This is a genomic window from Bacillus cereus group sp. MYBK5-2 (assembly GCF_051915685.1).
GTDB lineage: Bacteria > Bacillota > Bacilli > Bacillales > Bacillaceae_G > Bacillus_A > Bacillus_A cereus.
In genome coordinates this window covers 1537792-1551968 of record NZ_JBQAFE010000001.1, presented here as the reverse complement: position 1 = coordinate 1551968, position 14177 = coordinate 1537792, and the positions used below count along the sequence as shown (strand labels likewise).

Here is a 14177-nt window from a genome sequence, read left to right as displayed (position 1 = left end):
ATTCTAATTAATATAAACGTAACTATTACTTTCCAAAAATGTAGCAACACCGTCCTCATCGTTACTTTTCGCAATAAATTTAGCAACTGATTTTAATTCCTCAACAGCATTACTCATTGCTACACCCACCCCACACTTCTCTATCATTTCCATATCATTATAGTCATCTCCAAATGCAATCACTTCGGATGCGTCTCGTTTTAGATGCTGTAGAACATGTTGAATACTATTCCATTTCGAAACTTCTGCATGCATGATTTGACACAATGTCCCGTTATCTGTAATGACTGCACTACACTCAATAGGCAATTCTTTAGTAAACCTCTTATTTATTGGGCCCTTAGTACAAACTATTACCTTCGAAGCTTTTTCAAAGTCCAACTCTCTTACATCCATAACTTTACACGGTACATTACCAAAATAATCAGTAACATCAAAATTTGAATACAACTTATCATTTATTTCAAGACAAATCTGATGGAGATTATACTTTTTTCCTATTTCTATAATTTCTAAAATGATATTTTTAGGAATCATCATCTCATATAAAATATCATTACCTTTAAGAACAAGCGCTCCATTATAACAAATGATAATTTCATTTGTTAATACGTCGGGAATATATTGATTTATTGCTCTGGGAGGCCTTGCTGTAGCAAAAATTAGTTCGTCTCCATTATTCTTGCATTCCCTCAAAATATTAATAGATTTCTGCGAAATTGTTTTATCACTTCTTAATAAAGTCCCATCAAGATCTGAAATTATAATCTTTTTCATTTTTGCATTAATTCCCCTTTCAAAATTTACACTCGATACACTACATACTAGTTAAAATAGCCTAACTTTTACATGCAATTAATCTCCCAACTTAATTTTGAAGCTTACTGCCAGTATCGTTAATACGAGATAAATCTATTATATGATTTCTATTTCCCAAGCCATATGTATATTTCCTTATATTGTATTTCTTTTTAGGGTTAATTGAAAGATTATTCTGTCAAAAATAGATATCTTTTTTCAAATACTAATCACAATCTAAATATTTCATTTTAAATTTATAAAATATATGCTAGCCTAATATTTAAAGAAGATGCATAAATATGAGTTTATTTCATAATAATATAATCTTTCTCAATTCTTCTTACCTACATATACAAAAGCTATTAAGAAACATGAAAAGGAAAACTTACAAATTTTAAGAACAATATATAATTCGAGTTCAAATTTTACATATGTATAAAAAAACAACGAGTACCTTTTAAGGCACTCGTTGTTTTTTTATGCACGATTTTCTTTTAACCACTTCGTAATAGCATCTAACCTCGAAACATCAAAACGTCTTTCTTCACACACGTTCAAATTTTTTGAGTTTCTCACTATTTCTAATTCATTATTTCTTACACTTTTCGCCTCAATTAATTTACAATACCCATCTGTAACAGTATTTAAATTTTCATAATAACGCTGAAACGATTTTGATATATGTAAATGTTTTTCAAAGTTTCTTCTTCTTTTCGTCTCATCAGATACTTTCCGCTTTCTAAGTTCTTCATCGTTCGTATATAAATAAAAATATTGATCCGGAAAACCAATTTCCCTATTTATCATCTTTTCTTTATAAAAATTTTCTATTAAAGATAATGGCTGATTAAATATATCAAAATGAAAGCACCAATTATAACTAAGTGGTTGATATATATCCCCATCGAGTATTACTAATTCATATTGCTCTGACTTCTGAACAGCTATATTCCAGCGCTCAACTTGTTTTTCAAAATACCATGTTCTATGTTCATTTTTTGGCCTTTCAAATAAAGAATTCACTTCAGGTATTATATAAGCACCATAATTCTTTTCTAATTCACGGCACGTGGTACTTTTACCAACAGCGCTTGCTCCCTCAAATGCTATTATCCCCATAGTTTCCCCCTCTTTCATTAACTAAAATTTCGTTGTTTCGCTTTTCTTCCCCATAACTTTCTCCATAAAACAATTGAAGCGATAGTGAGCATGATTGTTGTAATGATACTACCTTCAATTCCGAACGTGCCTCCATGCAATGTTTCTGGTCCATTTGTTATAGACTTAAAAATTGGAGTAGAATATACAGTTGTGCCACTAACTGCAAAGCCATATACATTATATTGAGCCCAGTTCCAAATTGAGTGCCATGCACATATTCCCCACAGACCATCTTCTTTCAATACGTATAAAGCTGCGAAAACACCCACTAATATTATATTCGATATAGATAATATTGTAATTCCCGGATTAAGTAGATGAAGAAATCCAAATAAAAATGAAGTTACAATTATTCCAACCCATATACGACTTCTAACAGAAAGAACCGGGAATAACCAACCTCGTACAATAATTTCTTCCGTTGCCCCTTGTATTAAAAATGCAACTAGAGATCCTACTATTCCTACTATTACTGTTGAGGTAATATGTTGTACTTGCAATTTCACACTCCCCATTAATAATAGTAGAATAACTGGCGTTGAAATAAATACAAACCCTATTAACGCACCTTTTAAATACTTTCTCATCCATTTCTCTTTCCAAAAGCCAATGGATGAAAAAGGTCTTTTTTCTACAAAACGAACCCATATAAATAAAATAAATATAGCTCCGCCAAACGTTAACACCATTCTAACATTGTCATAAATACCTTTCATGAATATCGTTTCAGCTTTTGGTAAAAATAACATAAATAACATAAAAAGTTCGCCTAAAGTCAAAAATATAATGGCTAATATTACAGCAAAGACTGGATGCACCTTTTTTCTCCCTGCTTTTGCTGCTTCAATTATTATAAATGAATTATTTTTCACTTTCTTTTCTCCTTTTATAATATTTAACTACCAACAGTTAACAACCATATTTTACCATAAAAAATGCAATATTAATATTTACTCTAAGTTTTTCTTACATGATTTTGCATAAATCCAAATTAGGAATAATATATAAATAAAAGAGGTGCCTTTGTGCCTTTACTATTATCACCCAGATTACTCAGTGGTATTACCAGCACTTGCTATTTCCCACCATTTGTTGTAAGATAGTAATTAAGGTCAATTTAACACTATATTTTCTTTGCATATTATCAAGTATCAATCAGGGACATTTTGTACTCCTTATGGGTTTTTGATAATATGTGAACTTTTATTTTCATTCAAATAAGGCCGATCATATTGTAATTTTTCTACTTTTAGGAGGCATTACCATGACATTAACAGGTAAAGTAAAATGGTTTAACAGCGAAAAAGGTTTCGGTTTCATCGAAGTTGCAGACGGTAACGACGTATTCGTTCACTTCTCAGCTATCACTGGCGACGGCTTCAAGTCTCTTGACGAAGGTCAAGAAGTTAGCTTCGAAGTTGAAGAAGGTAACCGCGGACCTCAAGCTAAAAACGTTGTAAAGCTATAATTCAAACAATAAAAAGGTTGTTACCAGCAAGGTTAACAACCTTTTTAATATATAACTAAAATTTTTTACATAAAAGGAGTGGTTACATGTATCGCAATCGAAAGAACGATGTAGCAGAAGTACCACCAGAACAAACCCCTGTTTGGGAATGTGAATCAGAGGATTGTTTAGGATGGATGAGAAAGAACTTTTCATTTGAAGAAGAGCCTAAATGCCCTTTATGTAAAAGTAGCATGAAAAGCGGAGAACGTTTATTACCTAAATTAGGTTAATTTATAATAAAAAAAACCTCTTTTAATTAAGAGGTTTTTTTTATTATAAATTTATGTCCTCAACATCAGTTCGTACTATAGAATACAATAATGCATCGTGTTGCTTATTTCCTTGATGAATATATCCGCGCAATAGACCTTCCTTTTGAAAGCCAATTTTAGATAACATTCTACAAGAAGTAACATTTTCAGGATATGTAATAGCTCCAATTCTAAACAAACCTAAATCTTTAAACCCATAATCAATAATTTCTCGAGCCGCTTCTGACGCATAACCATTTCCCCAATAACGAGGATGCAGGTCATATCCAATCTCAGATCGTTTACTCCATAATTGTAAATTGTTTAGTCCAATTGTTCCTATTAAAACGTTCGTTTCTTTTAACGCAATTCCCCATCGTATTGCCTTTTTCTCAAAGTAATTTTTCGAAAAAGATTCGATCATACGTGAAGCTTGTCCAAACTCCGTAAAAGAATTCATACCGTAATAACACGTTACTTCATCCAATGAAAAGATTTCATATATTTTTTGACAATAAGATTGTTCTATTTCAACTAAACGTAAGCGTTCTGTTTCTAATATAGGAAATGCCATAGGATCACTCCTTTCTCTCTACTCATTCATTATATCAGAAAAAATATGTATAATTAGTAAAGTCCTTATTGTTCCATAAATCAAACATTTCTAATGACGCATTCCCTCTTTATTCTATATACACGAATTGGATACCTTCTGATTACTACTCAAACATTACGCTATAATTTCCATAAATCGAATTTCAAATTATCAAGAACTGTAAAAAAATTGTTTCTTCATTTTCTCCTTCCAAACAACCACCATACCCCCATACATTTATGGTAAAATATAGTTAATATATTATTTTATTGTGGAGGTGTAAATTTCCTATGTATATATTCATCGGCTTATCCCTCTTACTCATATTACTTATTTTTTTATTCGCAAAAAAATTCACACCAAACTCATTCATGATGACTAACTTTAAAGGCAATAGCTTTAAGACATTTTCAATCGGTATTTTAATCGCTGCCATACTCTCACTTTCATATGGAACTTATCATGCAGTAACATATCAACCTAGTTATTTAGATATTAAATTAAAAAATCAAAACTACACTGTTTTCGGTAATGTAGGCGAATTCGGTTATTTCTCCGAAGAATTATTACAAAAAGATACAGAAGTTCAACTATATTTCGTCTCTTGGAAAAAAATGCAGTTAAAAAATCCGGTAATACTTATAGAATATCCTTCAGGAAAACAAGAAACATGGAAGCCAAATATCGTATTAATACCGATAAGTAAATTACAAGAAAAACATGATATAAAAGATATTTATCAACTATCACCGTATTCATTTAAAGAATCTGGAGAAATAACATTAACAATAAAAGAAAACAATGTAAAAAACAATAAAATTTCCATTCAAATAAAATAAATAAAAACTGTTCCTTCATTTTGCTGAAGGAACAGTTTTTATTTATTCTACAGTATTATTTATTTAATGTAGTCATTATTTCATTAGCAATATTCTTTCCATTTCCAATACACGCACCAATTCCAACACCGTAATATGAGGCACCAGCTAAATATACATTTGGATAAAGATTTGTCATTTTTTCTTGCAATGCTTGAACCGCTTGATTATGTTCTAAATGATATTTAGGCATTAAATCTTTCCAATTTGTAACTTCAACTACTTCTGGTTCACCTTTAATTCCGAGACTCTTTTCAATATCATATAAAGCTACTCGTACTAATTCTTCTTCACTGTAATCCTTGATTGTTTCATATACCGGATTGGTACTCTTATAAAACATTCTAACTAATAATTTTTGTTTACCCGATGTATGTTTCCACTTTCGACTTGTCCATGTACAAGCATCACAATGTAAATCACTGTTTTCCGTTACAATAAACCCCGTACCGTCAGCTGGTAGTTGTTCATCTAGTATGTCAAATCCTAAATAAATACTAATAAGAGATGAGTTTTTAAATGTATTAAACTGCTCATTTAACTCATTAGACTGTAATAAAGTTTGCGCTATATCATGTGGAGCTGCTAAAACAACATAATCAGCTTGTATTGTTTCATGATTTGCAAAAGAAATCTCATATCGATCTTCTTGTTTACTTACAGCCGTCGTTATAGCACCTTTTTTTACGACAGTTTCAGTCAGCACTTCTTCTAAGCGATTAATTATCGTAGATAGTCCACCCTTAAATGATACGAATTTTTTATTTCCTGCTGATTGAAATTGTTTTTTATTCTCTTCAAAACCTTTAATAATACTTCCATACTTATTTTTATAATCCAGTAAATACGGTAATGTAGATGCCATTGTAAGCTCATTCAATTTACCAGAATATACGCCTGAAAGCACAGGAGCAATTTGTCTTTCCACTAACTCTTTCCCTAAAAAGCTTTCTAAAAATAGAGCAAGTGATGTATCTTTCGTAAACTCTTTATTTTTCGTTATGAAATCTTTTAAAGCTACGATTTTCCCCTTCGTTGAGACTAGCGTACTGCTAAACAACGACCGGGCACTCATCGGTATCCCAAATATAGTATCAGAAGGAATTGGATGTAACATGTTTTCAGAATATATGTAAGAAATACCCGTTTCATTATATACCATTTCATTTTCTAAATTTAAATCTTTTACAAGTGGCATAACATGTTCATTGCGAGCAACGATTGAATCCGCCCCTGACTCCATAATGAAATCCTTTTCTTCCACACTATGGATTTTACCACCTAAATACTCTTCTTTCTCAATAAGAATTAAATTTAAATCGATATTATAATCCTTTTTTAATTTTTCTAAATAAAACATAGTAGAAAGTCCCGTTATACCTCCACCGATAACAACAACTGTTTTCATATGTGCTGCGCTCCTAACCGATACAATTAATAATTCCTTTTTATTATAACCAAAAGTCCTTATATTCGACTAGCAAGTTGCGCATTCTGTAAGAAATTAGACAATATATTTTAATATATTTTCAAATTACCTAATAAAAAAGAACTATAACATTTACAACCCCCGTCATAGTTCTCTTTATTTTAAAAACATAAAGTAATTGATTAATTTGTCTAGTTCTTGACTCAATGCCAATACTTTTTCATGTTGAATTCCATAATCCGATACTAAATATAAAAGTTCTTCTTTTTTTATTTCAATTACTTTTTCCAATTTCGCTAGTTCCATGTCGTTTTACATCTCTCCAAAAATAAAATGTATGTATTTCAGTATAGCCTACTTACATAATTAGTAAAAGTAAAATACGCATGTAAAATCTTACATATTTGAAAAAATAATATACTACTAACAAAAAAAGAAACTAGATTAAACCGCCTTTTAAAATACTTTTGTTTTCCATTTTCTTTCTCCCCTAATAAAAATCACCATATTTTCATCCTAAAGATGGTGTCAGTACAAATAAAATGTGATTCGATTCATCACTTTTATTCAAAAATCGATGCTTCACATTTGGTGGAATACGTACAACATCGCCTTCTTCTAAAAAATATTCTTTTCCCTCCAATTCTACGTACACTTCCCCTTTCATAATAACAGCAATCTCTTCCTTATCTTCATGGGAATAATGGCTTTCTGTTGTATTTGCTTGTTTATTTAAATCCATCATTAACATTTCAATACGTGCTTTCATAAAATCAGGTGTTAATACATCATATACAATGTGATCATTGTTTTCCCGATATACTTTTTTTCGATCTTTTTTCTTAGAAATGAGCGAATCTGTATCAATATCGTTAATAAAAAGTGTAAACAGCGGTACATTTAATGCTTTTGCAATTAATTCCAAAACATTTAAAGAAGGATTAGCATGTCCTCTTTCAATTTGGCTAATTAGTGATGTACTAATCCCTGCATAATCAGCGAATTCACGAATTGTCATATTATTTTTCTTACGATAACTTAATACTGTTTGTCCAAGCCTATCATGTATCATAGTAAAACTTCCTTTCATCCATCATAATGCATATTTCATTGTCTTTGTGCTGACATACTAAACAAAGGCAAATAATCCTTTCCTATTATCTCCGGGACTTATATACTTACCTTTGTACATTATATCGTATTAAGTTTATTATAATAAACACTCTATCGGAGGGACAAACTTTGAAATCACCTATTCTTTCATATTTCATCCTATTTTTTGGTGTATTCGCCTTATCAACTTCAGCAATCTTTGTAAAATTGGCAGATGCTCCTGCGACAATCATTGCTTTTTACCGATTATTCTTTGCCACACTAATTCTGTTACCGTTATTACTATTTAATAAAAATAGTCGAAATGAGCTAAAAACTTTAACGAAAAAACAATGGACATTCGGATTCATATCTGGGCTATTTTTAGCTGCACATTATGTACTATGGTTTGAATCATTACAATATACTTCTGTAGCAAGCTCTACAGTTATCGTAACGTTACAACCTTTGTTCTCAATGATTGGTGGTTATTTTTTATTTAAGGAAAGATTTACGAAAGGAGCGGTTATTGGTTGCCTCATCGCTATTTCAGGTAGTATCATCATTGGCTGGCAAGACTTCCAAATTAGTGGAGAAGCTTTATATGGAGATATTTTAGCATTTATTGCTGCCGGTATCATTACTGCTTATTTTTTCATTAGCCAACACGTTCGTAAAGATTTGTCACTTATACCCTATTCAGTAATTAGTTATGGAAGTAGTGCTGGCTTTCTTGGCATATTTGCTTTCATGCAACAAGAATCTTTCATCCATTACTCTACACAAACTTGGTTGTGCTTTATTGGATTAGCTTTCATTGCTACAATTTTAGGACAAACCATTTTTAATTGGTTATTAAAATGGATGGGTGCTACTGTAATTTCAATGAGTATTTTAGGTGAAACAATTGGCACTTGTATACTAGCGTACTTTATATTGCATGAGACCATTTCTTTACAACAAGGACTAGGAATTACCGTTATTTTTATTGGTTTAGTATTATTTTTATTGCAGCCAAGTTCTAATAAAAAAGCATGACAGTATACTGTCATGCTTTTAACTATTCATTATGTACAATTAAACCATTCGGTCTAAAACGACTCATCATAATTTCATTAATAAACTTTCCATGAGCTTTCAAATTCCCTATCTTTACTCCCTCTTCTACAAATCCAAATTTTTCATATAAAGCTTTTGCTTTTGGATTCGTTTCTAACACACCTAGTTCTACTCTCTCTAACATTAACCAATTATCAGCCAGATCAAGCATCTTCGTAAGAAGTGCTCTCCCAATTCCTTTATTATGATATTCACTGTCTACTCCAATGAATAAATCGCCTGAATGAGATCTTCGGCCCGGACTTTGTGTTAAACCTACAAACCCAACAACTTCTCCATCATATTCTGCAACAAATTCAAATTGATTTGGTGCTAAATTTCGAATTCTATTTTCCATAGCTTCTACACGCATGCTAGGTAAGAAAACCATATACGGTAAAACGTCATCCTGTATACATATACGATGAATTGCTCTAGCATCTTGTATTTCTACTGCTCTAACGTTGATTCCCATCTTTCTCTCCTCCATATAAATAACAATATATTTGTGTGTATTCTAGAAACGTTCACGAATGACCTTCTCGCCCGTATTTCTTTATGTCATTTTTACATAATTATTTCGATATAATACTTAATTTCCAAAAATATTAACGACTATATGGATTTGGTTAACTTTTCACCTTGTTATATAAATCAAGCAAATTTTCAATCAGAATACCATTTAGTTTCATGCCGACTATATCACAATTTTCTATTTCAATATTTTTCAGATTACTATTACTTATAGTGCTACCTTCCAAATCACATTTATCGAATACAATAGGTTCCTTCTCATCTCCGAGACTTGTATTTTTAAATTGCACTCCACCTAAAGTCACCAAATTAAATTTACTGCCAGAAAGATTTAAATCTGCATATGATGACCTTCTAAAATTTATATTTCTAAACTTGGATTGACTTACATTACAATTACTCATATTCATATTCATTATATTGCTACCAACAAATGAACTGTTTTTTAAATTCACTTGATAATACTCTGTATTTGCTAAATTACAGTTTTCGTATTGACTATTTTTCATATCTTTATTTGTAACTACACTCGCTTTGTTTGAGCTTGTTTTTATTCTTTTCACGTAACAATACTCATCTTCCGATTCAAAAATCATTTGGTAACCCATCTTTTTATAAAAGTGATGATTGTTAATTTGTCTACTAGATGTTTCGAGATCCCAAATCTTTATGTTCGGATATTCCTTTTCTATTAATTTCATAACATGTGATCCAATTCCTTTTCCTTGATAAACAGGATCTACAAAAATACGATCAATTCGACCGTACGACTTACCAGAAATCGTAACTATTATCCCTCCGATTATTTCTTTATCCATTACAACTTTGAAAGAATCCAATTCTTCAATGGAATATTCCATCATTTCAACTGAAGAATATCCTGGCGGTTGAATGTTATAATCAATGACATCATCTTGGCCGTATAGCCATTGTTTTGCTTCTGCATCAAATGTTCTTTTCATTATTTCTGTTAATTTCTCAGCATCTAAAATTGTAGCTTTTTCTATAGATATTTTCGTCATTTTCGTTTTCCCCTTCATTATTACAAACCAACCATTTTTGTGAATGGCATAATTATCAATTCACTTTATTACCCCCTATTAAAACATTTATATCCTTATTTTTTTAAAAACAAAGAAAATTAACACTAATCACCCTCTTTACTATTAAACTACAAATCACCCTATATTTTCCACGATTACTTAATATTAATGAATAATAAAAAGAGACCATGTAATATAAACATGTTCTCTTCTTTTATTCATTTTCAATTTTATCCCGCTATTTGCCGGGCAGTAGGACCCCCACCTCAAAATTCAGCGAAAGCAAAGAAGTTAGGTGGGGGTCGGGCTAATAATCAGCGGGGGCTGACACCCCACTGATTAAAGTTTCACTTTATATAATTAAAAATTAGATATTACTTAAGCCACTCGTTGCAAGTATTACTTAACTGCTGTAAATCTTCTATAAATTGACTCGCATCATATCCATCACAAACCGAATGATGTACTTGTAATGAAACTGGTAGCATAACCTTGTTTCCATCGTTAAAATATTTCCCACAAGTTATAATTGGCAATAGAAAATTTTCATCATTATTAATATTAAGATTAAATCCAGTAAAACTAGTCCAAGGTATGCTAGAAATCGGAAATACATTAGGCGGAATATTTTCTTTCGTGAAAAGACCATGAACACTAGCATAGCATCTCATATCGTCTTCATAATTATTATAAAAAGTGCGGAAATCACTTGAATAATCCGTCCATATACTTGAAAAAGACTTATCATCTTTATGAAAGATTGTATAACTCGGTATCATTTCCTCCCAATAGCCTACAACTCCTTCATCGTTAAAACATGTTCGAAATTTTTTATGATTATTTACTACTCTAGAAATTAAATATATAAAAACGGGATAAAATTTTATTCCCTTTTGATATACTTCCCCTAATAACATCGTGATATCAACATTCACAGTCATACTAAATGTACATTTCAACTTTAAATAATGCTCAAAATGCTGCTCTCTATTCCAATCTTCTCTATCAATTACATGAAACTTCATTCTAATAGCCTCCTAAAATTTTCTTTTTATTTTAGAAGGCTAATTCCCTTGCTTTCACCATAATTGTTCACTCCTAACAGTTTATACATTTGACCCTAATTATTTATTTAATTATATAACATATGTAAGAATCAATTCACATATTTCTGGAAATCCATCCACATACTATAGATAAATCAAATGAAATTTGGAGGATACATACATGAATGAAAAAAATATGAATAAAAAAGAAAATGTTACTGAAAATACTACATCTATTCAAAATAATAATACTGCAAACCTTACTATTGAAGAACAAGCAATGAACGGCTTATACGGAATGCCCGAAACAACAATTGAAGATGCTGATCACGCTGCAGCTGATGATTTGACTTCAAAAAATTAATTAACTACATTGAAAAAAGCCAAGGGAAATATCCTTGGCTTTTTTCACTATGCATCCACCTTTTGTATTTCTTCACTCTTTCTTGAAAGTTTACCTGGCCAAAAAGCAAATCGACCTAAAACTACTGTAATCGCGGGTACAAGTAACGGTCTTACGATAAACGTATCTAGTAATACGCCAATTGCAGTTACAATACCAAATTGAACTAATACTTGAATTGGAAGTGTACCTAACACAGCAAAAGTTCCTGCTAAAATTAAACCTGCCGATGTAATAACACTACCTGTTTGTATTACACCATTTTTTACTGCATCCAAGTGATTTTGTGTCTTTCTGTTTTTCCATATTTCTGAAACCATAAAGATATTATAATCTTCACCTAAAGCAACTAAAAATACGAATGCGTACAACGGTATCGCACCTTGAATGGCCGGCGCTCCCATACCGTAATGAAGTAATATCCATCCTGCTCCTAACGCTGAGAAGAATGATAGGACAACAGTTACAATTAAATAAATCGTCGCAACAACCGATCGTAAATAGACAAGTAATAGTAAAGCGATAATGCTAATCATTACTGGAATAATTACTGATTCATCACGTTCCGTAATTTGCTTTGTATCATATAATGAAGCTGTTTCTCCACCAATCCACAATTGCTCTTCAGCATTACTAATCCCAGCATCTTTTAATACTTTTTCTACATTACTTTTCAATTTAGGAATTTGATCTAACGCTTCAATTGAGTATGGATTTTCCGCTAAAGAAACTTCATACATTTGTATTTGCTTATTTTCTTTTCCCTCTTTTGGCTCTTTCACTGTATTTACGAAAGAAAATTTCTCTAGTTCTTGTTTAATAGGAAGCTCTTTGCCTTTCGTATCAACAACAACTTTTACTGGTGCTAGTTCACCAGCTGAGAAATGATCACTAATTAACGTAAACCCTTCACGAGAAGGCATATCCTTTGGAAACGACTCTAATAAGTCATATGTGTATTGAATACGTGGTACGAATGAAGCCAATCCGCCTAATACAAATACAGTTAGCATAATTATTGTCCACGGTCTTCGTACTACAATATCTCCAAGTTTTTTACTAAAGGAGCCTTTTGATTTTTCAACTTTTACAGCCCTCTTTTTCTTTCTTGCAAACTCCTCATTCATTGAAGTTGTTCTCGGTATAAACGGGAAAAATGCAATTCTACCGAATATTAATAATAGTGCTGGTAAAATCGTTAAAGCAGCGATTCCCATTATAAATACAGCAACACTAAATGGTACTGCAAATCGATGAAAGGCTCCATAATGAGCAAGTAGTAATGTTCCTAATCCAAGTACAACAGTTAATGCACTCATTATAATTGCACCGCCAGAAGCTTTAATCGCAAGTTGTAATGCTTTATATTTACTTTCTTCTTCTAACAAGTACTCTCTATATCTCGAAATTAAAAATAGACAATAGTCCGTTCCAGCGCCAAACAATAATACTGTCATAATTGATATCGCTTGGGCATCTACTTTAATCCATCCGTGATCAGCTAAAAAACCGAGTGTAGGACTAATAATACCGTATGCAAAGCCAACAACAAGTATAGGTAAAATCGCTAAAATTGGTGAACGATACAGTAAAATTAACAAAACTAACACTAGTAGTACAGTAGCCACTAACAATTTCACATCTGCTTGACTAAATAAACTAACTGCATCCGTTTGAATACCTACAGGTCCTGATAATCGAACATGTAAACCAGATTCACTTATTTTTTGTTTAAATGGATCTTCATCCACCTTACTATTCACTATTTTTCTAAACTCTTCAAGATTTCCTTTTAATATATCCGTACCAGCAGATTTATTAAAAAATACCGGTGTAACAAATGATGTACCATCTTTTGACGCACTTTTTAATAATACTTGCTCTGGGATTGTATCAAATGGTGGTAACGTTGATTGTTCTTTTAAAGGACTAGATTTTAACTCTTTATAAACATCTTGTATGAGTTTATAATCCTGTGACTGTAATCCACCATCTCTATACCATACTACTAACAATGGATTCCCTGCATTATTCGGAAACTCTTTTTTCATAAGCGTTTCCGCTTGCTGTGACATAGCTGTTTCAGGTAAATTTTTCGGATTCGGTTCTTTCGTACTGTTTACTTGTGGTAACGTAAATGAAAGTAATAATGTAATAAGAACCCACACCGATAAAGTGATCCACTGCGTATTTCTCCCTGCTACAAGCCTCCCTAACATATGTAACGGGTGCTTTTTCATAAAAACCCACCTTCCTTTTTTCCTCCATTATTAATTATATATACTGGTCGGTTAATTAATCAAGAATGATTGAAAATTATGTTATAATTATCTCAA

General features: G+C 31.5%; 16 protein-coding genes. 5 read left to right on the top strand and 11 right to left on the bottom strand.

Features of this window, described 5'->3' with window-relative positions; genetic code table 11:
- Positions 1-3 precede the first annotated feature (3 nt).
- From ACTFP3_RS08235 to ACTFP3_RS08225, 3 genes are all read right to left on the bottom strand, one after another.
- Positions 4-777 (bottom strand): Cof-type HAD-IIB family hydrolase, encoded by a 774-nt coding sequence (locus ACTFP3_RS08235; RefSeq protein ID WP_016122481.1) that lies wholly within the window; start codon positions 775-777, stop codon positions 4-6.
- Between the two features lie 501 nt (positions 778-1278).
- The gene (locus tag ACTFP3_RS08230) at positions 1279-1938 is read right to left on the bottom strand and encodes an AAA family ATPase (RefSeq protein ID WP_119683340.1); all 660 of its coding nucleotides are present in this window, start codon (positions 1936-1938) and stop codon (positions 1279-1281) included.
- The gene (locus ACTFP3_RS08225) at positions 1938-2834 is read right to left on the bottom strand and encodes a CPBP family intramembrane glutamic endopeptidase (RefSeq protein ID WP_000794822.1); all 897 of its coding nucleotides are present in this window, start codon (positions 2832-2834) and stop codon (positions 1938-1940) included. Before ACTFP3_RS08225 ends, ACTFP3_RS08230 begins: the two co-directional genes overlap by 1 nt.
- 392 nt (positions 2835-3226) lie before the next feature.
- Between ACTFP3_RS08225 and cspD the strand changes: the two genes are divergently transcribed.
- Both cspD and ACTFP3_RS08215 read left to right on the top strand, forming a co-directional pair.
- Positions 3227-3430, top strand: coding sequence for a cold-shock protein CspD (cspD, locus tag ACTFP3_RS08220; protein ID WP_000176366.1), 204 nt, complete (start codon positions 3227-3229; stop codon positions 3428-3430).
- Between the two features lie 86 nt (positions 3431-3516).
- Positions 3517-3702 carry a cold-shock protein gene (locus tag ACTFP3_RS08215; RefSeq protein ID WP_000286203.1) on the top strand — a complete coding sequence of 62 codons (186 nt, stop codon included), beginning with the start codon at positions 3517-3519 and terminating at the stop codon, positions 3700-3702.
- 43 nt (positions 3703-3745) lie between these two features.
- On the opposite strand, the gene ACTFP3_RS08210 is transcribed toward ACTFP3_RS08215, so the two are convergent.
- A complete protein-coding gene (locus ACTFP3_RS08210; protein WP_049107682.1) occupies positions 3746-4297 on the bottom strand; it encodes a GNAT family N-acetyltransferase in 552 nt (183 codons plus the stop codon).
- Between the two features lie 311 nt (positions 4298-4608).
- On the opposite strand from ACTFP3_RS08210, the gene ACTFP3_RS08205 reads away from it, so the two are divergent.
- The gene (locus ACTFP3_RS08205; protein WP_049107683.1) at positions 4609-5157 is read left to right on the top strand and encodes a hypothetical protein; all 549 of its coding nucleotides are present in this window, start codon (positions 4609-4611) and stop codon (positions 5155-5157) included.
- Between the two features lie 55 nt (positions 5158-5212).
- Here ACTFP3_RS08205 and ACTFP3_RS08200 read toward each other — a convergent pair whose 3' ends face one another.
- From ACTFP3_RS08200 to ACTFP3_RS08190, 3 genes are all read right to left on the bottom strand, one after another.
- Positions 5213-6604 (bottom strand): protoporphyrinogen oxidase, encoded by a 1392-nt coding sequence (locus tag ACTFP3_RS08200; RefSeq protein WP_440009951.1) that lies wholly within the window; start codon positions 6602-6604, stop codon positions 5213-5215.
- Positions 6605-6781: 177 nt separating this feature from the next.
- On the bottom strand, positions 6782-6931 hold the full coding sequence (locus ACTFP3_RS08195; RefSeq protein ID WP_000417698.1) for an aspartyl-phosphate phosphatase Spo0E family protein: 150 nt from the start codon (positions 6929-6931) through the stop codon (positions 6782-6784).
- A 205-nt stretch (positions 6932-7136) separates the two neighbouring features.
- Entirely contained in the window at positions 7137-7697 is a 561-nt protein-coding gene (locus ACTFP3_RS08190; protein WP_000581029.1) for a helix-turn-helix domain-containing protein, read from the bottom strand.
- A 170-nt stretch (positions 7698-7867) separates the two neighbouring features.
- Between ACTFP3_RS08190 and ACTFP3_RS08185 the strand changes: the two genes are divergently transcribed.
- Positions 7868-8755, top strand: a complete 888-nt coding sequence (locus ACTFP3_RS08185) for a DMT family transporter (protein ID WP_044307221.1) — start codon at positions 7868-7870, stop codon at positions 8753-8755.
- A 22-nt stretch (positions 8756-8777) separates the two neighbouring features.
- Here the strand turns inward: ACTFP3_RS08185 and ACTFP3_RS08180 are convergent, their stop codons facing one another.
- The 3 genes from ACTFP3_RS08180 to catA all read right to left on the bottom strand — a co-directional run bounded on the left by ACTFP3_RS08180 (position 8778) and on the right by catA (position 11417).
- The gene (locus ACTFP3_RS08180; protein ID WP_000512619.1) at positions 8778-9290 is read right to left on the bottom strand and encodes a GNAT family N-acetyltransferase; all 513 of its coding nucleotides are present in this window, start codon (positions 9288-9290) and stop codon (positions 8778-8780) included.
- A 154-nt stretch (positions 9291-9444) separates the two neighbouring features.
- Positions 9445-10389, bottom strand: a complete 945-nt coding sequence (locus ACTFP3_RS08175) for a GNAT family N-acetyltransferase (protein WP_043924656.1) — start codon at positions 10387-10389, stop codon at positions 9445-9447.
- Between the two features lie 377 nt (positions 10390-10766).
- Positions 10767-11417: a type A chloramphenicol O-acetyltransferase gene (gene catA / locus ACTFP3_RS08170; protein WP_000668526.1), complete on the bottom strand. Its 651-nt coding sequence runs from the start codon at positions 11415-11417 to the stop codon at positions 10767-10769.
- A 202-nt stretch (positions 11418-11619) separates the two neighbouring features.
- On the opposite strand from catA, the gene ACTFP3_RS08165 reads away from it, so the two are divergent.
- Positions 11620-11802, top strand: coding sequence for a DUF4021 domain-containing protein (locus tag ACTFP3_RS08165; protein ID WP_016122477.1), 183 nt, complete (start codon positions 11620-11622; stop codon positions 11800-11802).
- A 47-nt stretch (positions 11803-11849) separates the two neighbouring features.
- Here the strand turns inward: ACTFP3_RS08165 and ACTFP3_RS08160 are convergent, their stop codons facing one another.
- Positions 11850-14081, bottom strand: a complete 2232-nt coding sequence (locus tag ACTFP3_RS08160; protein WP_016122476.1) for an MMPL family transporter — start codon at positions 14079-14081, stop codon at positions 11850-11852.
- Positions 14082-14177: the final 96 nt, after the last annotated feature.